The sequence below is a fragment of the Flavobacterium sp. UM26 genome, assembly GCF_057922445.1.
Genome location: NZ_JBVHCY010000002.1, coordinates 452,194 through 478,560, shown reverse-complemented (window position 1 = coordinate 478,560; position 26,367 = coordinate 452,194). Strand labels below are relative to the sequence as shown.

Sequence of the window (26,367 nt, the reverse complement as noted above, 5' to 3'; positions counted from 1 at the left end):
AAATAACTTATGAAAGGCACAACAAACCTTCGTGTAATTCTTATTCGAAGGCTTGTTATGTCTTTTTTTAAACTAAAAAATAAATAAATTTTTAGTTTGTATATATCATAGTAATCGGGGCTATGAGCCAACATTGTGCTTTTTTGGAAGCAATTTAATGTGATTCAGTTTGTCTTGCTTTCAATTGCCTCCAGCTTTAGCTGGAGAATGGGGATTGATTGCATTGGCTTTAGCCAAATAAAAGCAGCTAATTTTGGCTAAAGCCTTTAAAACTTTCAAATTTCACCCCTCCAACTAAAGTTGGAGGCAATTAATGTCAAAAAAAATATCTGAATAATAACACTTTCTGTTTTTTGTTAATTGATTAAAAATTTCCCGTGACTTCGTATTCTTTTGTTTTATCTTTTTTATCCGCTACTAATTTCAAAAAGGTATCAAGTTCTTTGGTCAAAGGCAATTGATTTTGGCTTTTCCAAAAATCTGCTGAATAAATAAATTTAGCTTTGAATAAATCTTTATCAGTCGAAAAATTAGGAATAATTTTCTCGTCCCGAGGTGCACTAGTTGTAAATAAATCTATTGAATTATTAAAATAGAAGGACTTTTTATCTGTTACGACTTCTACTTTGACATCCATTTTTAATGAAACAGGGTAGTATTTATTTGAAGCTACGTCTTTAATGAATTTTATGTGCTTGGTCCACTCGGGAGTCCTGTATTTAACCTTGGAAAGCATAAATTTTGAATAAGGCAGTAAATCAGTATCAATATCTGAACTCATTTTAAATTCAACAATGGCAAGATCTTTTTTGTTGATGACAAGATAACCTTTGATACCAAGACCTTGAGCGTTTTTATTCTTGGATTCAAATTCAATTTTTTTGTAATTCTCATCATTAAATGCAATTTCAGTAAAATTGCATCCGCTTGGTGATGGCGCAACCAAGTTAGATATTTCTTCAAAATTTTGAAATTTAAAGTCTATACCTTCTTTTTTATCATAAAGTTTTACTTTACGCATATTCAAAATTTCAATGCTTATTTTATCCTTGGATGAAATGTTTTGATTTTTTTTCCCTGACAAGTCTTGTAGCACAATTATTTCTTTCTCTTGTTTTAAAACATTTCTCAAGAAAAAATCAATGGTATAGTTACCAATTAAATTGTCTTTAATTCTATCGTACACTTTTTGAACATATGCTGCCGAATTCCCAACTATTATCTCGGGTAGTTGGATCGTTTTTTGTTGCATAAAGATTGTGTCTTTAGAATTTTTTAAATCATCAAAAGTTGTTTCTATATTTTCATATCCCAAAAGATTCAAATTGATGGCTTTGTTTGCAGAAACAAAAATGAATTTACCATCGATATTCGTAGTTGAATAATCTTTTTGGTTAGAAATTATTACGTTTTCTAATGGTAGTTTAGTAAGTAAATCAACTACTATTTTTTGAGTTTGAAAGTTTTGGGCATTGCTATAGGTAAAGATTAGTATTGCAAATAGTTTGAATATAGTTCTCATTTTCATATTATGGACTTGTACTTTGATTTTGTTGTTGATTAATAATTCATATTGTTTTTTTCAATCTCAAATAGTCTGTGTTTCATCACGAGTCGCCCCGAAATTCTCCATTCAAAGCGTACTCTTGTCAAGTACTAATTTATAAATATTCGTTTCCAACACCTCCGAATCTTTGTCTTCGCATAACAAAAACTCCAAGGTTTTGTCTGAATTTTGATAGAGGGTAAGGCCTTCAAATTTATGGGTATCGCTTATCTTTTGCGTAAATTCAAGTTTCATTGTTTCTACATCAATTACCCCAATCAAACTTCCTTTTACTTCTCCATCATTATACGTCGATTGTGTGTCTTCAGCAGTAGCCAAAAAATAAATTTTAGCATCCACCAAAACGGCATCGGTAAAACTGCTTCGCACGCCATTAATTTTAGGCAACTTATACTCGTTGCTAATCATATTGAATTCGTTGATTAGGTTTTTACCATAAACCGTAAAAATCACATTCTTGCTCTTTTTTCCGTTCCCACGATTAAAAAGCATCCATTCTTTTCCAGTATAAATAGCCCCTTCAAGATTAAAATCATCGGCTTTAATTTGACCAAAGCTTTGCATTACGCTATATAAATCCGTCAAATCGTTGGTTTTAATCTCTTTTTCGGTTGTATTAATTTCTACCATTTTGTTGCGTTTCGGAGTAGAACCGGAACCAAAAACATACAACTTGTCTTCAAAACTTGTTATGGCTTCAAAATCGGGTTTGTCTTTTTTGGCAATATTTGCGCTGGCATTTTCAATAATAGCGTGTTGCTGTAAGTCTTTGGCTTCCATATTGTATTCGTACAAATAGCCGCTGTTATCACCAATAACATATAAGGAAGGCGATTTGTAAATAAGTCCAGAAGCAGAACCAATTCCTATGATTTGAAATAAAAGCTCGAGTGTGAATTTTTCCATTGCATTATAAAATTTGTATCAATATCCCATTAAAGTGGGGAATCCAGATGAATTAAAAAGCAACTAAAGTAGTGATTTGTTGGCAGATTCTTTTCGTTTAAACGGACTTTAAAAATTTCTTCTCGTACTTTTTTTGAGACAGCTAGTTGGGTTTGGCTTCTTATTGTTAATTCAATTTTAACCGAATATATACTCACTGTTACGATGTAAATTTTAGATTAAATTATAATTTAAAATCTTACGTATTCATAGCTGTTTCTTAATCCCACAGTGACAATGTGTTTATATTCATAGCCTTATTTTGTGGGTATAAAAAAACATACAACAATGAAAAAACTAATTTTACCCTTATTGTGTTTGGTTTCACTTATTTCTTGTGAGAACGACTCTAATGACGCTAAACCAACTAGTGTGGTATTGGCAAATCAATCAGTAACTCCAGTATTGCTTACTAAAAAGGCAGGTTTTGAAAACGTGGAGTTATTCTCTTTAATTTCTTCTGATGATGTATTGTCAGGAAGCCCAAAGTTCGTTTTTGGAGGTTCAGCTGATGGTTCTGGATTGTTAAGAAACGAAGACGGAACATTTACTTTTTTGGTAAATCACGAAGATAATTTTGCTGTTTCAAGAGTTACTCTTGACAAAACCTTCAAACCTTTGAAAGGAGAATATTTATTAAACTCTAATGGCGGAACTTGGAGACTTTGTGGTGCTACTATGGCTACTGTTGCAGAACACGGTTTTGGACCTTTGTACTTAACTTGTGGTGAATCAGGAGAGGAATCTCGTACGCACGCTGTATATCCTTATGCCGATGCTGGAATGGCATCTGTTACCAAAGAGTTAGCTTCATTTGGACGTTTAAGTGCTGAAAATGCAATGCCATTGAATGCTAAAGCTTATGCTGGTAAAACAGTTGTAGTGATTGGAGATGACGATTCAGGAACTTATGGAGGTCAAGTTTTTATGTATGTATCGGATAGAGTTGGAGATTTAGCCGATGGTTCTTTGTATATGATGAAACGTCAAGACGATAATCAAAGAGAGAAAGATATGGTGGTTAACCAAAAATATCCTGTTTCATTTGTGAAAATTGAAAACCATACTACGCTTACTGGTGCAGCTATCAATGCTTCAGTAAATACTTTAAAAGGTATCAAATTTGGTAGAGTAGAAGATTTGGATTACCGAAAAGGTAGTGCAGAGGGTGCTCGTGAAATCTATTTCAACGTGACAGGTCAAAATACTACAGGAACCAATGCAGATGCTTCTAGAACCAAATACGGACGTGTGTATAGATTGAACTTAGATGCTAAAAATCCATTAATCGGAAGTTTAGAAGTAATTTTGGATGGTGATGACCGTAACGGAATTGCGGGTAAATTTCAAAATCCAGACAACATTTGTGTGACGAAAAACTATGTATATGTGCAAGAAGATGCCAACGGATATGGTGACGAAACTCACGATGCCTACATCTATCAATACGATATTGCTAAAAAACAATTAAAAGTAGTTTTTGAGTTAGACCACCGTCGTACGGCTACTGATGCTGCCAAATATAACGTAGGAGGAACTTCAAAATTTGGAGATTGGGAATATGGTGCTATGATTGATGTATCGGAGCAATTGGGAATCGATGATACCTTTTTGTTGAGCGTTCAACCACACTCTTGGAGAGGAACAAAATACAAAGGTGTTGATGGCGGTACAAATCGTCCAAACGAAGATCAAGCGAGTCAAATTGTATTAATCAAAGGATTAGCTAGATAAGATATCTTTTATTACCCACAACCACGATGGCTTTTTGTTATCGTGGTTTGGTTTTTTTATTTCTAAAATAATCATGAAAAAAATCATTGTTTTATTCTTCTCATTTGCTTTGTTCTCTTGCCAACCCGCTGAGGAAAACCATCAAAAAGTTGCCGCTAATTTTGATATATATATAAAGCAGTTAAAAGTCGAAGTTGAACATTTAAAAGAATTGGTGCAATCCGATGCCAATTCCCAAAAGATTCAATTTCAATTTTTGAAAGCTCATAGTAGTTACAAAAAAGTGGAATGGCTGACCGAGTATTATTTTCCAGCAGTTGCCAAGTCCATCAACGGACCAGCATTACCTGAGTTTGAGGAAAACGATGGGAAAACCTTGCCTCCTGAAGGCTTTCAAGTTATTGAAGAATATTTTTTTCCAAAATACAATCAGTCAACAAAAGCTGAAGTATTGACAGAAATAGGCATTTTGAATGCGAATTTAAATCGATTAGAAAAAATAGCGCAAACCAATGAATTGACAGATGCTTCGGTTTTTGATGCGTTGCGACTATCCGTATTTAGAATGATTACCCTAGGAATTACGGGCTTTGATTCCCCAGTTGCGCTACATTCACTTCCAGAAGCAAAAGTAGTTTTAGAAAGCATAGGGGAAAATGTAACTTTTTATAAAAACACTTTGGATGCTAAGTCATTTCAAGCGCTTTCAGCTACTCTTTCTCAAGGAACAAAATACCTAGAAACGCATACCAACTTCAATGCTTTTGATAGAGCGTATTTTATAAAAAATATAGCTAATCCATTGAGTAAACAGTTATATCAATGTCAAAAAAGTGCTTCGATTCCGTTTGTAAAAGAGACCAGAGCTCTAAAAACTACAGCGCAAACGCTCTTTGATAAAGAGGCTTTTGATATAGAAGCTTTCAATGGTTTTCCTGATTATAAAACCACTCCAGAAAAAATTGCCTTAGGAAAAAGATTGTTCAATGACCCTATTTTGTCAGGCAACAATTCACGTTCTTGCGCTTCTTGTCATCATTCTGATATTGCTTTTACAGATGGTTTAGAGCAAACCATTTCCTTAGATGGCAAAACCAAAGTAAAGCGTAATACGCCTACTTTGATGAACATCGCTTTCCAACGTGCTTTCTTCTATGATTCTAAAGTAAGTTATCTCGAAGACCAAGCCGTGGCTGTCATTACAAACGAAATCGAAATGCACGGTTCTCTTGAAAAATCAGTAAAAGCCTTGCAAAAAGATAAAAAGTATGTAGCCGAATTCAAAAAAGCATTTCCTAAAAATGAGATTAACGAATTCGGAATCAAAAATGCCTTGGCTTCCTACGTTCGTTCTTTGAGCAATTATAATTCAAAGTTTGATGCATATATGCGTGATGAAGTCGAATATTCGACAGATGAAAAAGCAGGTTTTAATCTATTTGCTGGCAAAGCTAAATGTGCTACTTGCCATTTTATTCCTTTAACCAACGGGACAGTCCCACCTAATTTTATGAAAACAGAAAGCGAAATTTTAGGAGTACCCAATAGGCATAATTATTTGGATACCGATTTAGGAAAATATGAATTGACCCAAGCCGAAATTCATAGAAATTCATTTAAAACACCCACCATCAGAAATATTGAGTTAACGGCTCCGTATATGCATAATGGTGTTTTCAAAACTTTAGAAGAAGTCATTGATTTTTATAACAAAGGTGGTGGAATTGGCCTTGGATTTAAAGTGCCTAATCAAACCTTGCCTGAAGATCAATTACTGCTTTCAGATAAGGAAAAGAAACAATTAATTGCTTTTATGAAAACCCTTACCGATAAGAGAAATTAAGAAAGTTCTTTGGTCTGTAGTGCTTTAGTCTAGGTCGATTTGAAGGTTTTAAAAATGATTTTTTTAAATTAATTTCTATTCAAAGAATCGATTTCTTCTGATTACCTTTGCCGACCTAAAAAGCATTACAATGAACCTATCCCAATATACCAAAGAGTTTTCATATAATATTAAATTAGCTTATCCTGTAGTTTTAGGGATGCTAGGACATACTTTGATTGGTATTGTCGATAATTATATGGTTGGTAATTTGGGGTCTACTGAATTGGCAGCGGTTTCGTTGGGTAATAGTTTTATTTTTTTGGCGCTTTCTTTGGGTATAGGTTTTTCTACTGCTATAACTCCGCTGATTGCCGAGGCGGATGCTGAACAAAACACCAAAAAAATTCGAACCACTTTTCATCACGGCTTGTTGTTGTGTACAATTTTGGGGATTGTTTTGTTTGTTTTGACTGTCTTGTCTAAGCAACTGATGTATTTTATGAACCAGCCCGAAAAAGTTGTTGTCTTGGCAGCCCCATATATTGATTGGGTGGCTTTTTCGCTTATTCCAGTAGTTATTTATCAAGGGTATAAGCAATTTGCCGATGGATTATCGCAAACCAAGTATTCTATGTATGCCATATTTTTTGCCAATGTGGTGCACGTATTTTTTAACTATGTCTTGATTTATGGCGTTTGGTTTTTTCCTAAGTTGGGAATCATTGGCGCTGCTTTGGGAACCGTTATTTCTAGAATTTTGATGGTGATTTTTATGCATTACATTATGAAGCAGAATGCTATAATGAAACGCTATTTTAAAAATTTTACGTTCAAAGAAATCAAAAAAACGATTTTAAAAAAAATCATCAATCTAGGATTGCCCTCAGCGATGCAAATGATGTTCGAGGTTACTTTGTTTACAGCTGCGATTTGGCTTTCAGGAACTTTGGGTAAAAACAATCAAGCGGCAAATCAAATTGCGTTGATTTTAGCATCCTCAACTTTTATGGTTGCAATGGGATTAAATGTAACGGCAATGATACGCGTAGGTCACGCCAAGGGAGCAGCCGATTTTAAAGGATTAATTGTGGTAGCACGTTCTATTTTTTTATTGGTGATACTTATTGAATCGCTATTTGCCATTTTATTTATTGTTTTTCATAATTACTTGCCGCATTTATTCTTAAATACTACCGATGTTTCTCAAATGGCGGATAACAATGAGATTATAATGATTACGGCTAAATTGCTGTTGGTTGCAGCGGTTTTTCAAATTTCTGATGGTGTTCAAGTGGTTGTTTTGGGAGCTTTGAGAGGGCTTCAAGACGTCAAAATTCCGATGTACATTACCTTTGTAGCCTATTGGATTGTTGGATTTCCCGTATCCTTTTACTTAGGGAAATATACAGATTTAGAGGCAGTAGGAATTTGGATTGGGTTATTGGCGGGATTAACAGCGGCGGCACTATTTTTATACATCCGATTTTCTCGATTGACCAATAGATTGGTTCGTTTGAATGCTACCGAATAAAGTTTTTCTTATAAATGTAACTTCTATTTTATTTCCTCGTATAATAAGCATATCAACTAAAACCAAAAAAAATGATAGTATTTATTATTCTCGGAATAATTCTGTTAGTCGTTAGTTTTACAGTAAACAACAACGCTAATCCTTTATCTAAATTTTCTAATCTTTTAAAAATTATTGGTGTTCTATTACTCTTAATCGGAGTTTTTTCGTCAATGTTCAAGCAAATCGACGCGGGTAAAGTAGGCGTAAAATCGCTTTACGGAAGTGTACAGCCCGATATTTTAGAAAGTGGACTTCACGTAGTTAATCCACTTTTGGATATTACTGTTTTTGATGTTCAAACACAAAACTATACAATGTCAGCTGTTCATAATGAAGGAGCGCAAGAAGGTGATGATGCGATTAGAGTATTATCTAATGACGGTTTGGAAGTAGTCATAGACTTGACGGTTTTGTATCGTGTAATCCCAAATGAAGCGCCCAAAATTTTGAAAGGAATTGGAGAAAGCTACACCGATAAAATTGTACGCCCAGTAACCAGAACCCGTATTCGCGACAACGCTGTTTATTATGATGCGGTGGCACTTTATTCGACTAAAAGAAATGAATTTCAACAACGTATTTTCAAAAGTATCGAAGCCGATTTTAAAGCTAGAGGATTGGTGTTAGAGCAATTGTTGATTCGAAATATCAATTTGCCAGAATCTGTAAAGAAAACCATCGAAAGTAAAATTAATGCCGAGCAAGATGCTCAAAAAATGACTTTTGTTTTGCAAAAAGAAAAACAAGAAGCGGAACGTAAAAGGGTAGAAGCACAAGGTATCGCAGATTACCAACGCATCATTTCTTTGGGGCTAACTGATAAACAATTGCAATACGAACAAATCAAAGCGCAAAAAGAAATCGCTACTTCACCCAATACCAAAATTATTTTTATGGGAAAAGGTAGCGCACCAGTGATTCTTTCAGATAAATAGTTTTTAAGTTAATCGGTTATTTGATTAAACGGTTAACCTTTAGAACTGAATGCTTAAATTTGTAAAAAGTTATACGCTTTGAATAGCTTCGAAGTAAAATATAGTCAATAGACAACGAACAATAAACAACAAACAAAAATGGAATTACCAAAATTTTTATTAGGCGACAATACCGACTTTCCAGACGATATTTTTATCATTCATATGGATTATCCTCGATTTATCATTAATCTTAAAGATGATGAGGTAGAGTTTTTAGAAGAACCAGAAGACCTAGACGAAGCCGAATTGAACGCCGAAATGGAAGGTTTAATTGAACAAGCGAATGCGTTTTATGACCGCGAAATAGCACGATTTGAAGAGGAATAAGTTGGAATTAATCTCATAATAGAAAAAAGGGTAGTGTGAAATTGTTAAACACTACCCTTTTTTGGTTAGTTACTTTATTTTTGGGTTGAGTATTTACTCTTTTTGTACAAATACGAAGCTGTAATCACGTGACTTAACGCATCTTTTGCCAGTTCTTTGTTGAGAGGTACTGGAGTAAAGATAGTATCTTTTGAAACTTTAAATTGCAATGGTTCTTTGTTGGGTTGCATGATAACCACTTGGTCTTCTACTCGGAAGGCATTCACATCGTGAAATTGCATTATCGCTCTTCCTTTTGTCGAAGCTGGTAAACGGAACAGATTTCGACCCGGCATTGGCGTGATAACATTCATTCCAATTTTACTCAATGTGGTTGGTTGGATGTCAATTTGGCTACACAATTTTTCATATTTGGCATTTTTTGCAATGTTGGGACCAATCAACAAAGCGGGTATATGAAATTTATGAATGGGCACTAAATGTTTTCCGTAAGTTCTAGTGTTGTGGTCGGCAATGACTAAGAAAATAGTGTTTTTGTAATAGGCCTCTTTTTTGGCTAAGGCAAAAAACTTTCCAATGGCATAATCGGCATATTTCATAGCATTATGCACAGTATTTTTAGGCTTTTCGTACAACTGAATTCTACCATCAGGGAACTCAAAAGGTTCGTGATTAGAAGAGGAGAAAACGAGTGATACAAAGGGTTTATCTTTTAGTGTTTTGAAATACGCATTGGCTTTTACCATTACATCTTCATCAGACCAACCCCAAGTTCCGTGAAAAGCACTGGTTTTAGGGTCGTATTGCGGTTCATCAATGATGGTACTAAAGCCGTTTCCGTTAAAAAAAGCGCCCATATTGTCAAAGTTGGCCATTCCTCCATAAATAAAACTGGTGTCATATCCTTTTGCTTTCAATAAACTAGCAATGGTATAAAAGTCTTTTTGAGAGTTATTCAGCTTGACCACACTTTCTGATGGCGAAGGCAGAAAACCAGTGACAACGGCTTCAATCCCGCGTACACTTCTAGTACCTGTGGAGTACATATTGGTAAAAAGTGTTCCTTCTTTGGTTAATTTATCAAATTCTGGTGTTAGTGGTAATCCGCCCAAACTTCCCACATATTCGGCGCCTAAGCTTTCTTCCAAAATAATAACAATGTTGTAAGGCTTTTGTAGTATCGTATCGGATTTGCTTTTGTGTAGTAAAGGAAAGTTGGCATCGACAAAATCTTCTGGTTTTGCATCCATATATTTTTTTACGCGAGGAATAGCTTCTTCGGGTTTCATTTTTCCGTACATCTTATCGGAGTTTCCTTCATTTTTTAAGGAATACACAGCAAAGCCAAGCGTGTAAAAGGAGTTCAATCCCAAACAATTCGTTAATTGGTCGGTAGAGAAAATGGCGTTGCTAGCATTTATAGGTCTTTTGGAAGTCAAACTAGAACGCGCACCAAAAAACAATAAAAAAGCGACCAAAGGAAACAAGAGTATTTTGGTTTTGTATGACGTATTTCCAACTCCAAAAAGCTGTTTTCTAAACCGAATTAATGCATAAATAAAGGTCGACAAAAAAACGATGGTTGCCAAAATAGAAGGCAAATAGCCTTTGTATAACATTCCAATCACTTCTTTTGGGTAAATCAAATACTCAATAAAGAGTTGGTTAGGACGTGTGTCGTATTGAGCGATGAAATTTGGTGTTGCCAATTCAAAGAACAGCAATAAACTGAGGAAAAAGATAAAGTAAACCGTCAAAAATGACTGGATTTTGTATACCCATTTTTCTGGAAAAAGACTAATCAATACAGCTGGAAGTAGCGAAATATAACACAGTAATATCAAATCCATTCGCAGACCGATAGGGAAAAGATACCCGTAATTTTCGGTGGCAATTACACGTTCTTTGAATAGAAAAAATAAAACGATTCGGCTCAGTGTAGTGATGCATAAACCAAGTAACAAAAAGTTTACAATTGGTTTTAAGTGGGTTATTTTTTTCAAGAGAAATTAAAATTTAGTGGCGCAAAAATACTATTTAATGAAAGAATTGTAATGATTTTGTATGCATAAACCAAAAGAAAAAAAGTTATTTTTTGAAATAGGTATCCAAAATATCCTGTGCAGCAGCAAAGGGAGAAAGCGCATTATTGGCCACAGCTTCTTTATTTTTTTCTAGTAGTGGAACTATTTCTGGATGATTGTAAAAATGGTTTTTCAAATACTCATTGATGGTTTCGAGCATCCAATATTGGTTTTGTGCCGCTCTTTTTTCAAAAAAATACTGATTAGCTTGAGTGGTTCCTATGTAGCTCAAAATGGTTTCCCAAATGGCTGGAATTCCTTCTTTTGTTAAAGCACTGCAAGTAGTTGTAGTAGGCGTCCAACCCGATTTTTTGGCTGGAAAAAGATGCAAAGCACGGTTGAATTCTACTTTTGCCAAATTTGATTTGCGGATATTGTCGCCATCCGCTTTGTTGATGACTATGGCATCGGCCATTTCCATAATGCCTCGTTTGATGCCTTGTAATTCATCGCCAGCTCCCGCAATTTTTAGCAATAAAAAAAAGTCGACCATACTGTGTACCGCGGTTTCACTTTGGCCAACACCTACCGTTTCAATAATAATGGTGTCAAAGCCAAAAGCTTCGCACAAAGTAATGGTTTCTCTAGTTTTTCGAGCTACACCGCCCAAGGTTTCCCCAGATGCCGAGGGACGAATAAAAGCATTTTTATCTTTCACCAATTCCTCCATTCGGGTTTTATCGCCCAAAATACTTCCGTGCGAAATGGTACTGCTAGGGTCGACAGCGAGAACTGCCACTTTTCTGCCTAAACTCGTTAAGTGTTTTCCAAAGGCTTCAATAAAAGTACTTTTGCCAACACCAGGTACACCTGTAATGCCTATTCTAATGGATTCTTTTACGTGCGACAAACACGAATTGATGACTTCGTTGGCTTGACTCAAATGCTTGAGGTTGGTGCTTTCTACTAGTGTTATAGCACGGCTCAAAGCAGTAATATTACCAGCCAAAATCCCTTGAACCAATTCAGCAGGAGTAGGCGTTTTTTTTCGAAACGATTGAATACTATGAGCCGCTTCAATGCTAACACTTTCGGGTGAAGGAATACCCGGAACTTCGTGTAGCGCTGATTTTTTTGGATTCGTGTTGGCCAAGATAAAATTATTTTGAGAGTAAAATTAAATAAAACTTACGGGTTTGTGTGAATATTAAAATAATTTTAATTGTATTTTTGAGCAACAACTCTTTTACTGCTCTTGTATAACAAACCCTATGATTAATTTTATTATTATTTTTGTTTTTTTGGTTCTTGGTATAGTACTGCAACGCGTCGATGCTATTCCAAAAACTACTCCCAAATTCCTCAACTGGATAGTTATTCAAATCTGTCTACCCGCTTTAGCGTTGTATTATATTCCAAAGATTCAGTGGAATGCTCAATTATTGTATCCAATCCTCGTCGCTTGGATAATTTTTCTCTTATCTTGGTTAGTGTTTGCGCTTCTTGGGAAACATTTTGGTTGGTCTCGAAAACTCACAGGCTGCTTAATCATTTGTAGCGGACTCAGCAATACCTCCTTTCTCGGATTTCCCATAATTACTGCGCTCTATGGCGAGAGCGGAATGAAAACAGCCATTTTAGTCGATCAGCCAGGATCCTTTGTCGTGCTATCTACTTTAGGAATATTAGTCGCAACAATGTATTCCAAAGGGCAAACAAATGGCTTACAAATTTTCAAAAAAATAGCTTTTTTTCCGCCCTTTATCACCTTTGTCATCGCTTGTTTGATGAATACTTACGAATACGAATTACCCACTTTTTTTCAGCAAGGGCTCAAAATAATTGGTGCTGGCGTAACACCTTTGGCACTGCTTTCGGTGGGATTGCAGTTACAATTTGATGCCAAAAGCAAGCATTGGGGCTTTTTACGATTAGGGCTTTTTTATAAATTACTTTTTGCGCCAGCATTTCTTTTTTTGTTGTACGTCGTGATCTTGCAGCAACGCTCAGAAGTTATTCAAGTAGCGTTATTAGAATCTGCTATGGCGCCAATGATAACGGGTTGTATCTTGGCAGCAAGCCACGGATTAAAGCCAAAATTATGTAGTATGATGGTAGGTTTTGGGATTCCTGTTTCCTTTTTTACTCTTGTTTTTTGGTATTTTTTAGTGCAAAATAGTTGATTTTTTAGGAGCGAAACAGTTGGCTTCTTCGGGAGGCAGGTTTCCCGCTATCCACTATATCTCCTGCCTTGTTCGGTCACAAGTCAGGAGGATGCCGTTCCTATCGGGGCTAGTTGGCAACAATAGGTTTAGAGTGAGTAAATTTTAAAATCAAACTACTCATTTATGTAATCATCAGCTAGTCTTGTAGCATTGGGAATCAGTTGGTTGATTTTGGCATATTGCAAAAGCATAATTGTTTTCGCATCTTTAATTTCGCCTGTTTCAATCATTAAATAGGCTTGTTCAAACGGAATTTCAATAACATCAATATCTTCATGTTCTTGATCCAAACCACCACCACAACTCACTCTCATACTCGCATCGTATTCTCCAACAAAAAAGTATAAAATTTCTGTCACAGCTCCAGGCGACATATAAGACTCAAACACTTTTCGTACAGACGAAAGGCGATAGCCTGTTTCCTCTTCGGTTTCACGAATAATACAAGCTACTGGGTCATCTTCATCAAGTAAACCAGCACACACCTCTATCATCAAGCCCGATTTATTGCCGTTCATATAAGTAGGCAATCGAAATTGACGGGTCAAAACCACAGTTCCTTTGTGAATGTTATACAATAAAATAGCGGCGCCATTGCCTCTATCATACACCTCTCGTTTTTGAGTATCCCATGTACCATCCTTTTTTTGATAATCAACAGTGACCCTGTTCAAAATATACCAATTGTCGGATAGTAATTCTGTCTTTTGGATTTTGTATTTCGGATTTGACATAGCCTTAAGGTTTTCTACTTCTATTTGTTAAGTCTCTGAATGTTGTTCCCCAATTATTATTGTTATTGTCGTTAACTAGTCCATTTTCGGTCAATAATGCATCTTTATCATTGGCCTCTTTCTTCCAAACCCAAGCGCAAACGGATAGTCCTTTTTCATAAACAAGATCCAGAAAAGGCTTCGGATTCATTAAAATCCCTGCATTCATAGGTGCTGTTTCGCCTATAAATATCGGAATATTTTTATTTCTCAATTCATTTAAACGATTTTCAACAGAATTGTTACTGTCCAAAAGCCATTTTTCATACGCATGAATATCAAATAAAATATTGGATTTTCCATTAAGAAAATCATTGCCTTTGTTTAATAACACACTTTCGTCCTGTCCTTGTTCCGCACAAGGCACTACGACAATGTTTTTATTTCCTGTAGACCGAATAATTGCTACTAATTCATTCATGTCTTGTAGCCAAACCTGGTCGGTATAACCATCGGTTCTGTCGTATCTGTAGGGTTCATTCCATACTTCAATCCATACATCGGGCTGGTCTTTAAGGTAAGTAGCCCATTCTTTTAATCGGGTCTTGTATTCATTCCACCAATTGGTTTGTTGTGGACTTTTACCAGTAAAAGCGGTGTTTTGGGTGCCATCCCAACCAAAAGCGCAAACAATAGTAACTCTTTTGTTTGCTCTGTTATCTGCAATTATATTTTCGAGGGAATATAGATATGCTCCTGTGGCATCTTTTATTGGGCTACCAGTTAGTGGTGTCTCCTTTGTATTGCCTATAAATTCTCTAATGATATCTATTTTCCAAGTATTCATATCGGTACTTCCTACACCAAATACATGAAAAGCATTCGTGCCAATAAGTTGTATTGGATGCTGATCCAATAGAAGCTTAGTTCCCGCAATACTATATTTTGTACTGCTGACTGTAGTTGTTTCTATATCATCTTTTTTGCAAGAAAAAGCAATAAGAACCAGAAGTAGTATTAATTTTTTTTTCTTCATATTGCAAAATAGAGTTGGAATAAAAAACGCTCTGAAAATCTCAGAGCGTTTGGTTGTTATTTCAAAATAGTTTGCTTTCTGTCTGGTCCAACAGAAACTATTTTTATCGGCACTTCTACTTCTTTTTCTATAAATTCGATATACTCTTTTAATTCTTTTGGCAATTCCTCATAAGTGGTCATTCCAGTCAAATCTTGTGCCCATCCTTTGAATTCTTGGTAAACAGGAGTTACATTTTCAGGTTCAATATTGTATGGGAAATGCGCAATTTCTTGTCCTTTGTATTGATATGCAGTACAAACTTTTAAAGTATCAAAACCAGAAAGAACATCACCTTTCATCATCATCAATTGGGTTACACCATTTACTTGAACGGCATATTTTAATGCTACTAAATCCAACCAACCACAACGTCTTTGTCTTCCAGTTACAGATCCAAATTCATTACCAATTTTTGCCATTGTTGCACCAACTTCGTCAAACAATTCCGTTGGGAAAGGACCGCTACCTACACGAGTAACATAGGCTTTGAAAATTCCGTACACTTCTTTGATTTTGTTTGGCGCAATACCTAAACCTGTACAAGCTCCAGCGGCTGTTGTATTAGATGAAGTTACAAATGGATAGGTCCCAAAATCAACATCTAATAGAGAACCTTGAGCACCTTCACACAAAATAGATTTTCCTGCTTTTTGTGCTTGGTGTAAATATTCTTCACTATCAATGAAATCTAATTTTTTTAATTCTTGAATAGCTTCAAAAAATTCGGCCTCCATTTCAGCCAAGTTGTATTGAATAGCTACATCATAGAACTTAATCATTTCTTCGTGTTTGTCAGCTAAAGCTCTGTAACGATCTGCGAAATCTTCTAACTCGATGTCTCCAACTCTAAGACCGTTTCTACCTGTTTTATCCATATAAGTTGGACCAATTCCTTTCAAAGTAGAACCAATTTTTGCTTTCCCTTTTGATGCTTCAGATGCTGCATCTAGTAAGCGGTGTGTTGGTAAAATTAAATGTGCTTTTCTAGATATGATTAACTTAGATTTTATGTCCAAATTAAATTTTTCTAAACCTTCAATTTCTTTTTGAAAAACAACAGGATCAATCACTACACCATTGCCTATAATGTTTACAGAGTTTTTATGAAAAATACCAGAAGGAATAGTTCTCAAAACGTGCTTAATTCCGTCAAATTCTAGTGTGTGTCCAGCATTTGGTCCTCCTTGAAAACGGGCAATGATATCATAATTAGAGGTCAGTACGTCTACGATTTTTCCTTTTCCTTCATCCCCCCATTGTAATCCTAATAATAAATCTACGGTCATTATCTGTATTATTTGTTGTTAATTAAATGTAATTGGACAACTTATAAGTTGCCCAATTTTTTTATTTTTATTTTATTCTGTTTTCTTTTTGTTGCCATATAAATACAGCGAGTGATTGGTAATTTCTATATCAAAAATTTCTTCAATTGTTTTTTTGATAGTTTGTATTCTCGGGTCACAAAACTCGATTACTTCTCCTGTATCGGTCATGATGATGTGATCGTGTTGTTTGTCGAAATACGATTTTTCGTAATGTGCTTGGTTTTGTCCAAACTGATGTTTGCGCACCAAGGCACAATCCAAAAGTAATTCAATTGTATTGTATAGGGTAGCTCGGCTCACACGATAGTTTTTGTTTTTCATTTTGATATACAAATTTTCGATATCAAAATGTTCTTCGCTATCGTAAATTTCCTGAAGGATAGCATAACGTTCAGGCGTTTTTCTATGGCCTTTATTTTCAAGATACATTGTAAAAACATTTTTTACAATTTCTTGATTTTTATTGTTTTCTGTGGAGATGAGTGTCATATCTGGCAAAGATAAATTATTTTGTTTAAAGATTAAAGTCCCTAGTTTTAAAGTTTGTGATTAAATGTTCTTCAAAACAAATTAAGTATTGTAAACTCTAGTTACTTTTTCAATTCCATCTATTTTTTTGATATTATTGATCATTTTTTTGAGAATCGTATTGTTCTGAACGATTACTGCTACTTGACCATGAAAAAGTCCTGCATTGGTGCTCAATGAAATACTCTGAATGTTGACATGCATATTGTTTGAAATCACTTTCGTGAGTTGGTTGGTCAATCCTAGTACATCCATTCCGGTGATATCGAGTAGTGCCTTAAACTCTTCTTGTGTAGAGTCAATCCATTTGGCACTCATAATTCTATAAGCATAGTTCGATTGCATTCCAATAGCATTAGGGCAATCTTTTTTGTGTACTTTAATACCTTCATTAATCGTAACAAAACCAAAAACATCGTCACCAGGAATTGGGTTGCAACACGGTGCTAGTTTATAGTCTAGTTTGTCATGTTCTGTTCCAAAAACCAGTAAATCATAATTGTTGTTAATCTCAGGTTTGTGGATATCAATATCGGCGGTGTTTTTTTGATTGCGTTTGATTTTGTTCTTGAAGAAATTGATGATGGTATTACTTTTCTTCGCCGCAAAATCTTTCAATTGCTGATTTTCAATCGCACCAATTCCAACTCTGTAATACAAATCCAAACTCGTTTTCAGCTTAAAGAAATTCACCAATTCATTCGTAACGGATTCGTTCAGATTGATTTTGAGGTGCTTTAGCTTACGGGTAAGAATTTCTTTTCCTTCTTCGCCAATTTTTTTAGTGTTTTCGTTGAGAACGTTTTTAATTTTTGTTTTGGCTCTCGAAGTGGTCACATAGTCCAGCCAGTTGGCAGTTGGTTTTTGGTATTGAGAGGTGATAACTTCAATTTGGTCCCCACTTTTGAGTTCGTAATTCAAAGGCACTAACTTTCCGTTGACGCGTGTTCCTCGGGTTCTAATTCCTAGTTCAGAGTGAATACTAAAGGCAAAATCTAACGAAGTAGCACCTTTTGGCAATGATTTGATTTCTCCTTTTGGGGTAAACACAAAAATTTCTTTAGAATAGAGATTCATTTTGAAATCTTCGACAAAATCTACTGCATTTGTTTCAGAATTTTCTAAAGCTTCTCTTAGTAAATTCAACCAAACGTCTAAACCGCTTTCTTCGGTAGCGCCGTTTTTGTATTTGTAATGTGCTGCATACCCTTTTTCTGCAATTTCGTCCATCCTTTCACTACGCACTTGCACTTCAACCCAGCGTCCTCTTGGTCCCATAACCGTAATGTGCAAGGCTTCATAACCTGTAGATTTAGGGGACGAAATCCAATCTCTCAATCGACTTGGACTTGGTCTGTAGTGGTCAGTAACAATAGAATAGATTTTCCAAGCCAGAAATTTTTCTTCATTGGGCTCTGATTTGTATACGATTCTGAGTGCAAATTTGTCATAGACTTCATCAAAACTTACGTTTTGCGCACGCATTTTTCTACGAATAGAATAAATAGATTTTGGTCTGCCTTTGATGATATAATCGATTCCTTCTTTATCTAAGGAATCTTTTAAAACATCTGAGATGTCTTTAATATAGGCATCTTGCTCTTCTTTGGTTTCTTTTATTTTACTAACAATTTCATTGTAAATCTCGGGTTCGGTATATTTTAAACCCAAATCTTCTAACTTGGTTTTGATATTGTATAGTCCTAATCGATGAGCTAAGGGTGCATAAATATAGAGTGTTTCAGAAGCGATTTTGGTTTGTTTATCCTCGCGCATCGAGTCCATAGTTTGCATGTTGTGCAAGCGATCCGCAAGTTTAATCAAGATTACTCGGACATCATCATTCAAAGTAAGAATCATTTTTCTAAAATTCTCAGCTTGAATGGAGGCATTGAGGTCTTTTTGAACCATTGAAATTTTGGTGAGTCCTTCAACCAATTGCGCTACTTTTGGATTGAAAAGTCTTTCAATGTCTTCTACCGTAATGGGAGTATCCTCTACAACATCATGCAACAATGCAGCAGCAATCGAAGTTGCACCTAAACCAATTTCAGAAGCAACGATTTTCGCCACAGCAATGGGATGAAAAATATAAGCTTCACCTGATTTTCTTCTTTGGTCTTTGTGGGCATCAACTGCTACATCAAAGGCTTTTCGAATCAGTTTTTTGTCGGTAGGTGTTAAAGTTTGATAACTAATGCGCAACAATTCTTTGTATTCTTGCGCAATCGCTTTGTTTTCTTTCTCTATTTCTAATTCTGTCATAACGGCATGGTTCAATTTCTAAAACTAAGCAATAAATCCCATTTTTGCAAGGCGAAATTGACTAATAAAGTTTATTTAAAAGCTTTTAAAAGTAACTTGTCCGATAAAAAAAGTACAATCATTTTTATCGGACAAAAATAAAATATTTGTTGGCGACTAATTGACTCTTTTGAAGTCTAAGTCTTGAAAATCGTAACTAAAATCGGTTAAGTCTGAAATTGGTTTCATTTTGATGCCAATCGTTTTTCCTGAAGCATCATTTTCTAGAAATAAATGGGCATCAGCATTAAAAAAGGCATTGTTCCATTTTACTACCAGATTGCCAGATTTGTAAAAGAAAACTTCGCCAGCTAATTGCGGAGAACGTTTCGATTGAAAGTAAATTTTTCCTTTCTTTTCTGAAAGTTCAATGGTACCAAACCAATTGTCTTTGTATGTTCCAACAATAGATTTCCAATCGGTTTTTACTTTGTCTTTTTTGTTTTTGGCTACAGTAGTCCAAACTTCTTCGGTCACTTTGTCGGCAGTAGCAACATTGGCTTTGATGCGATTATGATACAGCGTTACATAATCTTGAGCAGGAATACCTAAATAGCTATCCTTAATCGTATTGGTTATCGCTGTAAAAGCTGCCCCTTCTTGTTGATTGGTCAGAACAATTATCCCTAATTGTAGCTCAGGAAGTAGTGTTACTTGAGTGACATTGCCTTCTAAACCTCCGGTATGCGAAACTTGCTTATATCCTTTAACATCATTCAAAAACCAGCCTAATCCGTAACCATTGAAGTGAGTGTTGTAAGGTGGGCGAGTGGCAACTGGAATGATGGTTTGCAATTGCCACATTTCATTTTGCTGCGCTTCAGAGAATAAAGCTTTGTTTTCGGGGCCGTATTTTCCTTTGTTGAGTTGCAAAAGCACCCATTTACTCAAGTCATTTACGCTAGAATAAATACCCGCTGCCCCATCAAAAAGCTGATTGGTGTATGGCTTGATTACTTTTAATTGACCTTTTACAGGAACGTGTGGAGCAATGACGTTTGTAGTATCTTTTAACCTTTTGTATGAAGCTACACTATAGTTCATCTCAAGTGGTTTCATCATGCGTTGTTCAACAAAATCAGCCCAACTCAGTTGACTTACTTTGTGAACAATCTCACCAGCGACGATGTATAAAAGATTGTCGTAATCAAATTTGGTTCTAAAGCCAGAAACAGGTTTTAAGTACTGTAGATTTTCGATGATATCTTTTGAAGTGAAATCGCTTCCGTCAGGCCAAATCATTAAATCGCCTGCTCCAAGTCCTAAACCGCTTCGGTGGGTTACTAAATCTCGAATGGTAAATTCGTTGGTAACATAGTCGTTGTACATTTTGAAATTGGGCAAATACTGAATTACTTTATCGTCCCATTGTAGCTTTCCTTCTTCAATAAGCATCGATAATGCAGCTGTAGTAAAGGCTTTACTATTGGAAGCAATTCCAAATAAGGTGTTGCCATCCACTTTTTCTTTCGTTAAAATCGATTTTACGCCATATCCTTTGGAATGAATTACTTTGCCATCTTTTACGACTGCTACGGCAATTCCAGGAACATTAAAAGTTTGAATGGCTTTCTCGGTTACTTGGTCGATTTGCTCTGGAGTAATTTGGGCAAAAGTGCTGAAACTAAATACAGAAAGTAAGAGCAGCGAAAAATAATATTTTTTCATGTTTTTAAGTGTTGTGTTGTTCAATAATCAATCAATATTTTTTTTAAATCCTCTTTGTCTTTTGGCTTCGAAAATCAAAATAGCCGCAGCAACCGAAACGTTCATCGAATCAATTTCGCCTTGCATCGGGATGATAATATTTTGTGTGGCCGCATCGCGCCATTCTTGCGTCAATCCTGTAGCTTCTGTTCCAACAACTAAAGCAGTTGGCGTGGTATAATCCTCAAGATGATAGCTATTGGAGTTTTGTAAAGTAGCACAATAGAAACTAATATTTTTTGCTTTCAAAAAAGCAATAATTTCCGCCGTACTTCCAGTGGCGATTTGGTTGGTAAATAAGCAACCGACGCTCGAACGAACGATGTTTGGGTTGTACAAATCACTTTTTGGGTTGGCAATGATTACGGCATCCAAATTAGCTGCGTCCGCAGTTCGCAATAAGGCGCCAATGTTACCAGGTTTTTCAGGAGCTTCTGTTACTAGAATCAATGGGTTTTCGGAAAGTTTTAAATCCGATAACAATGTCGATTTGGTTTTGGCTACAGCCAAGACACCTTCTGTAGAATCTCTATAGGCTAGCTTTTCATAAACGCCCGAAGTAATTTCTATTAGTTCAGCATTTGGAGCCAATTGTTTGGTTTGACTTTCAGCACAAATTTCGGGAACAAATAATAAGGTTTCAATTTCGTAGCCTCCTTTTATGGCAATGCTAATTTCTCGTTGTCCTTCAATCAAGAAAGTGCCGGTTTGTTTTCGAGCTTTGGCTTTTTCCTGTAATAAAACCAAGGATTTGATATACGGATTCTGTATGGAAGTAATTTGTTTCAAGCTTTTTTTTAATGACAAATATACACAGAGTATTACTTAGATTAAACTTGAATTGGGATATTTAAAGAATACTGCATTTATTTAATAAGTATTTCTTTAATTTTGTTTTCTTCAAAAAGAAACAACATTGTTTAAGAGTAAACGAATAAGAGCAACATGTTTTATTTATTAGATATTATTGGGACTATGGCTTTTGCTTTATCGGGAGCACTTACGGCAATGAACAAAAGATTGGACCCTTTTGGGATATTGATTATTGCCTTTGTCACGGCGGTAGGTGGGGGAACGCTGAGAGATGTTCTTATTGGTAGAACTCCCGTGGGTTGGATGCTCAATCTCAACTATGTTTATGTAATTTTCATTGGCTATATTTTGGCGATTCTTTTCAGAAAAAGATTCGATAAGTTGCGTAAATCATTGTTCCTTTTTGATACTATTGGTTTAGGAGTCTTTACGCTTATTGGTTTAGAAAAAGGAATTAGCATTGGTTTGCATCCTATCATTTGTACCGCTTTGGGAACCATGACCGCTTGCTTTGGAGGGGTCATTCGGGATATTTTGTGTAATGAAATTCCAGTTATTTTCAGAAAAGAGATATACGCTACGATTTGTATTTTGGGAGGTATTGTTTTTTTTATGCTAAAAAAAGGCAACTTTCCAGATGAATTAATTCAGTTAGTAACATCTTTGGTAATTATCATTGTTCGGTTGTTGGTGGTCAAATTCAATTGGTCGTTGCCTACATTGGATTTAAAATTAAAATAAACGTGAAAAAATATAGCATAAGGCCTTATCAAGAAAGCGATTACGAGCTTTGGAACACCTTTGTGAGTGCCTCTAAAAATGCTACATTTTTGTTTCATAGGGACTTTATGGAGTACCATAAAGAACGGTTTGAAGATTTTTCACTGTTAGTATTTGATAAAGTTAAATTGGTCGCAGTCTTGCCAGCCAATAGAATAGAAAATAAGGTTTATTCGCATCAAGGATTAACTTACGGTGGATTGGTTTATACTTCCAAGTTAAAAATAGAAAGGATAGAATTGATTCTAAATTTGTTGTTTGATTTTTTCAAAAGTAAGCGTATAGAACATTTTTATTTGCATCCAATTCCTTCATTTTACTTAGGACAAGGTAACGCAGCAATTGACTTTTTTTTGATGAAAAAAGGAGCGCAACTATACCGAAAAGAAATGAATATGGTAGCGCATTTGCATCAAGAAGTTCCAATTTCTAAAAGTAAATTGAAACATTTTAGACGAACAGAAGTATTGGGATTGCGAGTGGTAGAAGAAACCAATTTTCAACCTTTTTGGGAAAAAATTTTGGAGCCAAGATTAGGTGAAAAATATGATGCAAAACCAGTTCACAGTCTGGCTGAAATTCAGTTGCTTCACGAAAAATTTCCTCAAAATATCAAACAATTTTCTGCATATTTAGGAGATAAAATTATTGCAGGAATCACCATTTTTGAATTTGAAAACGGAGTAAAATCGCAGTACGGTGCCACTTCCAAAAAAGGTGAAAAATACCGTGCTTTGGATTTTTTATTTATTTCCCTTTTGGATATTTTTCAAAAAAGAGGCAAACATTTTTTTGATATGGGAATTGTAAATGACTCTGGCGAAAAAGGATTTCATAGTGGTTTATTACAGCAAAAAGAAGAATTGGGTTGCACCGTATGGAATCAGGATTTTTATAAAATCAAGTTAGTATGATACGATTTCTAGACTTAAAAAAGATAAACGAACGCTATGAAACGGCATTTAAAGATAAATTGAAGTCGGTTTTAGAAAGCGGCTGGTATATTTTAGGTAAAGAAGTCGAAACCTTCGAAAATAATTTTGCAAACTATTGTAAGTCGGAACATTGTGTGGGTGTGGGCAATGGTTTGGATGCTTTGACTTTGATTTTTAAAGCCTATATTCAATTAGGAAAATTGCAAAAAGGGGATGAAGTTATTGTACCAGCCAATACTTATATCGCTAGTATTTTGGCTATTCTAGCTGCTGATTTGGTTCCTGTTTTAGTTGAACCCAAATTGGAAACTTACAACATTAACCCTGATTTGATTCCAGAAAAGATAACTTCAAAGACAAAAGCTATTTTGGCGGTTCATTTATACGGACAGTTAGCAGAGATGGAGCGTATTCACACAATTGCTGAACAAAATGATTTATTAGTTATCGAAGATGCAGCTCAGGCTCACGGAATAGAAAGAAATTCTAATTTTGAAATTCCAAATTCCAAAACCGAACTATGGGCTCGTGCGTACAGTTTTTATCCGAGTAAAAATTTAGGAGCTTTGGGTGATGGAGGAGCAGTTGTTACTAATGATGCTCCATTGGCGAAAGTGATACAATCCCTCCGAAATTATGGTTCCGAAACAAAATATCAGAATGAGTTTGTTGGTGTTAATTCGAGATTAGACGAAATTCAAGCCGCTTTTTTGAACCTGAAATTATCCAACTTATATGCAGATAACGAAAAGCGAAGAACTATTGCCAAACGCTATTTGACCGAAATTAAAAACGATAAGATTATCTTACCATTTTGGGATTTTTCTAATAATCACGTTTTCCATTTGTTTGTGATTCGAACTTCAAGAAGGGCTGAATTACAATTCTATTTGCAACAACACGGCATCGAAACAGCGATTCATTATCCCATTCCGCCGCATAAGCAAAAGGCTTTGACACAAATGAATGAGCTCTCTTTTCCCATCACCGAGAAGATACACGAGGAGGTTTTGAGTATTCCGCTACATCAAGCTCTAGAGGATGAAGAAGTTAGTGCTATTATTAATGCATTAAACCAATATTAATGAGTATTTTTTCTAAAATAAAAGTATTTTGTTTTGTGAACTTACGCATCATAAAGTACAAATTGTTATCGGATTGTAAAAAAGTTTCAGGAAGCCCTGTAATGCATCATCCTTTATTGCTAAAAGGCGAAGGAAAGATTTCCTTCGGTGAAAATGTACAAATTGGGGTAATTTCTTCTCCTCATTTTTATTCTCATTACACCTACTTAGAAGCCAGATACAAAGAATCAGAGATTGTAATCGGCTCAAATGTTGCCATAAACAATGGGTTCTCGATAGTGACTTATGCTAAAGTTACTATTGGTAATGATGTACTAATTGGTGTCAATTGTTCTATTATGGATAATGATGGGCATGAGCTAGCATTTAATAATAGAAATCAGCCGCCTTCTGGACAAGCTGTTGTCATAGAAAATAATGTTTTTATTGGTTCGAATGTAACCATTCTTAAAGGAGTAACTGTGGGAGAAAATGCAGTAATAGGAAATGGAACTGTAGTGACTCGGGATGTACCAAAAAATGCAATTGTTGCGGGTAATCCTGCTCGAATAATTAGAATGTTACCACATTGAAAATCCTAAGAGAAAATACGTTGCTTAGAGTATTAACTCTAAATTCCTTTTCAATGGGAGTAACTTTTGTATTGGGATTTATCTCGAATAAGGTGGTTGCTGTTTTTTTAGGACCTTCCGGTATGGCTATACTAGGCAATTTTAGAAACTTGGGCGCAATGTTAAAATCCGTTGCAACGCTTGGGATTAGCACTTCACTTGTCAAATTGGTGGCTGAAAACAAAGAAAATAAGACAGCACTTTCGGAATTGTATGCTACTTTTCTTTCTGTTTTTATTATTATTTCTTCTTTTTTAGCCATTGGGGTTTTCTGTTTTGCGGAGGCTATCGGACAGCTTTTGTTTGATTCCAACCAATGGACAACTCCAATCCGAATAGTGGGTTTGTCTTTGCCTTTGGTATTGCTTACTACATTTTGGTTAGCCATTTATAATGGTTTGGAACAATTCAAAACTATTGTTTTAATACAATTGGTCTCTTCTGTTTTGGTTTTTACAGTAACCATAAGTTTAATTTATTGTCATTCCATTGATGGTGCGATTTGGGCGATTGCTTTAAGTGAACTACTGATGGTGCTTGCTACTTTTGTTTTTGTCGTAAAAGACAAACGCTTTTTTCAATTTAATTTTCGGTTTTTAATAAAAAAAGAATATCTAATTTCTATTCAAAAGTTTTCGGCAATGGCTTTGCTGTCGGCTATAATAGTTCCATTAACTTTGCTTTTAATTCGTGATAACATTACAGCTGGATATTCGTTACCTGAAGCTGGTTTATGGGAGGCTACTACAAAATTATCGAGTTTTTATATGCATTTTTTTAACGCTGGATTGTCATTGTATTATATGCCAAAACTAGCTTCTTTAGAAACCGAATCCGAATTTAAGCAAGAACTTATGGGGTATTTTTCGACCTTTGTTCCTTTGTTTTTGATAATGTTACTCGTTTTGTTTTTTGTAAAAGAGTGGGTTTTAGAACTAATTTTTACAGCTGAATTCTTGAAAATTAAATCGGTTTTGATTTGGCAATTTTTAGGCGATTTTTTTAAAATACTAACCTTAGCTTTTGGGTACCAAATTTTGGTCAAAGCCCGACTCAAAGTTTATTTTTTTCTTGAAATAACTTTTAATCTAAGCTATTTACTACTATCACTGTATTGGATAAAAACTCAGGGATATGAGGGAGCGATTCAAGCGTATTGCTGCGCTAGTGTTTTAGGTTTTATCTTAGTTTTAATAGTGTTTAGGAAATTGTTTTTACCAAAGATTTAAAGCTTCCAAGCGGCTAGGTACTTTTGGGCGATTTTATGTGATACTGTTTGTTTAAAAAA

22 protein-coding genes are annotated in these 26,367 nt (G+C 35.3%); 11 read left to right on the top strand and 11 right to left on the bottom strand.

Features of this window, described 5'->3' with window-relative positions:
* Positions 1 to 364 precede the first annotated feature (364 nt).
* Both ACZ1AQ_RS04420 and ACZ1AQ_RS04415 read right to left on the bottom strand, forming a co-directional pair.
* Positions 365 to 1,528, bottom strand: coding sequence for a hypothetical protein (locus ACZ1AQ_RS04420; protein ID WP_489631734.1), 1,164 nt, complete (start codon positions 1,526 to 1,528; stop codon positions 365 to 367).
* A 105-nt stretch (positions 1,529 to 1,633) separates the two neighbouring features.
* Entirely contained in the window at positions 1,634 to 2,473 is an 840-nt protein-coding gene (locus ACZ1AQ_RS04415; RefSeq protein WP_489631733.1) for a DUF6929 family protein, read from the bottom strand.
* Between the two features lie 327 nt (positions 2,474 to 2,800).
* On the opposite strand from ACZ1AQ_RS04415, the gene ACZ1AQ_RS04410 reads away from it, so the two are divergent.
* From ACZ1AQ_RS04410 to ACZ1AQ_RS04390, 5 genes are all read left to right on the top strand, one after another.
* Positions 2,801 to 4,246: a PhoX family protein gene (locus tag ACZ1AQ_RS04410; protein WP_489631732.1), complete on the top strand. Its 1,446-nt coding sequence runs from the start codon at positions 2,801 to 2,803 to the stop codon at positions 4,244 to 4,246.
* A 73-nt stretch (positions 4,247 to 4,319) separates the two neighbouring features.
* Complete coding sequence (locus ACZ1AQ_RS04405; RefSeq protein WP_489631731.1) at positions 4,320 to 6,089, top strand: cytochrome-c peroxidase; 1,770 nt, start codon at positions 4,320 to 4,322, stop codon at positions 6,087 to 6,089.
* Positions 6,090 to 6,219: 130 nt separating this feature from the next.
* The gene (locus ACZ1AQ_RS04400) at positions 6,220 to 7,602 is read left to right on the top strand and encodes an MATE family efflux transporter (protein ID WP_489631730.1); all 1,383 of its coding nucleotides are present in this window, start codon (positions 6,220 to 6,222) and stop codon (positions 7,600 to 7,602) included.
* Between the two features lie 71 nt (positions 7,603 to 7,673).
* Positions 7,674 to 8,579: a prohibitin family protein gene (locus ACZ1AQ_RS04395; protein ID WP_489631729.1), complete on the top strand. Its 906-nt coding sequence runs from the start codon at positions 7,674 to 7,676 to the stop codon at positions 8,577 to 8,579.
* A 138-nt stretch (positions 8,580 to 8,717) separates the two neighbouring features.
* Positions 8,718 to 8,948, top strand: a complete 231-nt coding sequence (locus tag ACZ1AQ_RS04390; RefSeq protein WP_024982332.1) for a DUF8828 family protein — start codon at positions 8,718 to 8,720, stop codon at positions 8,946 to 8,948.
* Between the two features lie 74 nt (positions 8,949 to 9,022).
* Here ACZ1AQ_RS04390 and ACZ1AQ_RS04385 read toward each other — a convergent pair whose 3' ends face one another.
* Both ACZ1AQ_RS04385 and meaB read right to left on the bottom strand, forming a co-directional pair.
* Positions 9,023 to 10,951, bottom strand: coding sequence for an LTA synthase family protein (locus tag ACZ1AQ_RS04385; RefSeq protein ID WP_489631728.1), 1,929 nt, complete (start codon positions 10,949 to 10,951; stop codon positions 9,023 to 9,025).
* A gap of 85 nt (positions 10,952 to 11,036) precedes the next feature.
* A complete protein-coding gene (meaB, locus tag ACZ1AQ_RS04380; protein WP_489631727.1) occupies positions 11,037 to 12,125 on the bottom strand; it encodes a methylmalonyl Co-A mutase-associated GTPase MeaB in 1,089 nt (362 codons plus the stop codon).
* 118 nt (positions 12,126 to 12,243) lie between these two features.
* Here meaB and ACZ1AQ_RS04375 point away from each other — a divergent pair, with 118 nt between their 5' ends.
* A complete protein-coding gene (locus ACZ1AQ_RS04375) occupies positions 12,244 to 13,155 on the top strand; it encodes an AEC family transporter (RefSeq protein WP_489631726.1) in 912 nt (303 codons plus the stop codon).
* 155 nt (positions 13,156 to 13,310) lie between these two features.
* Here ACZ1AQ_RS04375 and nudK read toward each other — a convergent pair whose 3' ends face one another.
* The 7 genes from nudK to ACZ1AQ_RS04340 form a co-directional block, all read right to left on the bottom strand.
* Positions 13,311 to 13,931 (bottom strand): GDP-mannose pyrophosphatase NudK, encoded by a 621-nt coding sequence (gene nudK / locus ACZ1AQ_RS04370; RefSeq protein ID WP_489631725.1) that lies wholly within the window; start codon positions 13,929 to 13,931, stop codon positions 13,311 to 13,313.
* A 4-nt stretch (positions 13,932 to 13,935) separates the two neighbouring features.
* Positions 13,936 to 14,946, bottom strand: a complete 1,011-nt coding sequence (locus tag ACZ1AQ_RS04365) for a cellulase family glycosylhydrolase (RefSeq protein WP_489631724.1) — start codon at positions 14,944 to 14,946, stop codon at positions 13,936 to 13,938.
* 56 nt (positions 14,947 to 15,002) lie between these two features.
* Entirely contained in the window at positions 15,003 to 16,274 is a 1,272-nt protein-coding gene (locus tag ACZ1AQ_RS04360) for an adenylosuccinate synthase (RefSeq protein ID WP_315140097.1), read from the bottom strand.
* Between the two features lie 72 nt (positions 16,275 to 16,346).
* On the bottom strand, positions 16,347 to 16,805 hold the full coding sequence (locus ACZ1AQ_RS04355; RefSeq protein WP_024981183.1) for a Fur family transcriptional regulator: 459 nt from the start codon (positions 16,803 to 16,805) through the stop codon (positions 16,347 to 16,349).
* Between the two features lie 81 nt (positions 16,806 to 16,886).
* Positions 16,887 to 19,109, bottom strand: coding sequence for a RelA/SpoT family protein (locus ACZ1AQ_RS04350; RefSeq protein WP_489631723.1), 2,223 nt, complete (start codon positions 19,107 to 19,109; stop codon positions 16,887 to 16,889).
* A gap of 156 nt (positions 19,110 to 19,265) precedes the next feature.
* Complete coding sequence (locus ACZ1AQ_RS04345) at positions 19,266 to 20,816, bottom strand: serine hydrolase (protein WP_489631722.1); 1,551 nt, start codon at positions 20,814 to 20,816, stop codon at positions 19,266 to 19,268.
* A gap of 27 nt (positions 20,817 to 20,843) precedes the next feature.
* Positions 20,844 to 21,644, bottom strand: coding sequence for a TrmH family RNA methyltransferase (locus ACZ1AQ_RS04340; protein ID WP_489631721.1), 801 nt, complete (start codon positions 21,642 to 21,644; stop codon positions 20,844 to 20,846).
* A gap of 156 nt (positions 21,645 to 21,800) precedes the next feature.
* Here ACZ1AQ_RS04340 and ACZ1AQ_RS04335 point away from each other — a divergent pair, with 156 nt between their 5' ends.
* Genes ACZ1AQ_RS04335 through ACZ1AQ_RS04315 form a run of 5 tightly spaced genes read left to right on the top strand, consistent with a single transcriptional unit; the run spans position 21,801 to position 26,308 of the window.
* Complete coding sequence (locus tag ACZ1AQ_RS04335; protein WP_489631720.1) at positions 21,801 to 22,409, top strand: trimeric intracellular cation channel family protein; 609 nt, start codon at positions 21,801 to 21,803, stop codon at positions 22,407 to 22,409.
* 2 nt (positions 22,410 to 22,411) lie between these two features.
* Positions 22,412 to 23,362 carry a FemAB family protein gene (locus ACZ1AQ_RS04330; RefSeq protein WP_489631719.1) on the top strand — a complete coding sequence of 317 codons (951 nt, stop codon included), beginning with the start codon at positions 22,412 to 22,414 and terminating at the stop codon, positions 23,360 to 23,362.
* Entirely contained in the window at positions 23,359 to 24,468 is a 1,110-nt protein-coding gene (locus ACZ1AQ_RS04325; protein ID WP_489631718.1) for a DegT/DnrJ/EryC1/StrS family aminotransferase, read from the top strand. Before ACZ1AQ_RS04330 ends, ACZ1AQ_RS04325 begins: the two co-directional genes overlap by 4 nt.
* Positions 24,468 to 25,040 carry an acyltransferase gene (locus tag ACZ1AQ_RS04320; RefSeq protein WP_489631717.1) on the top strand — a complete coding sequence of 191 codons (573 nt, stop codon included), beginning with the start codon at positions 24,468 to 24,470 and terminating at the stop codon, positions 25,038 to 25,040. Before ACZ1AQ_RS04325 ends, ACZ1AQ_RS04320 begins: the two co-directional genes overlap by 1 nt.
* Positions 25,041 to 25,093: 53 nt before the next feature.
* Positions 25,094 to 26,308 (top strand): O-antigen translocase, encoded by a 1,215-nt coding sequence (locus ACZ1AQ_RS04315; protein WP_489631716.1) that lies wholly within the window; start codon positions 25,094 to 25,096, stop codon positions 26,306 to 26,308.
* Positions 26,309 to 26,367: the final 59 nt, after the last annotated feature.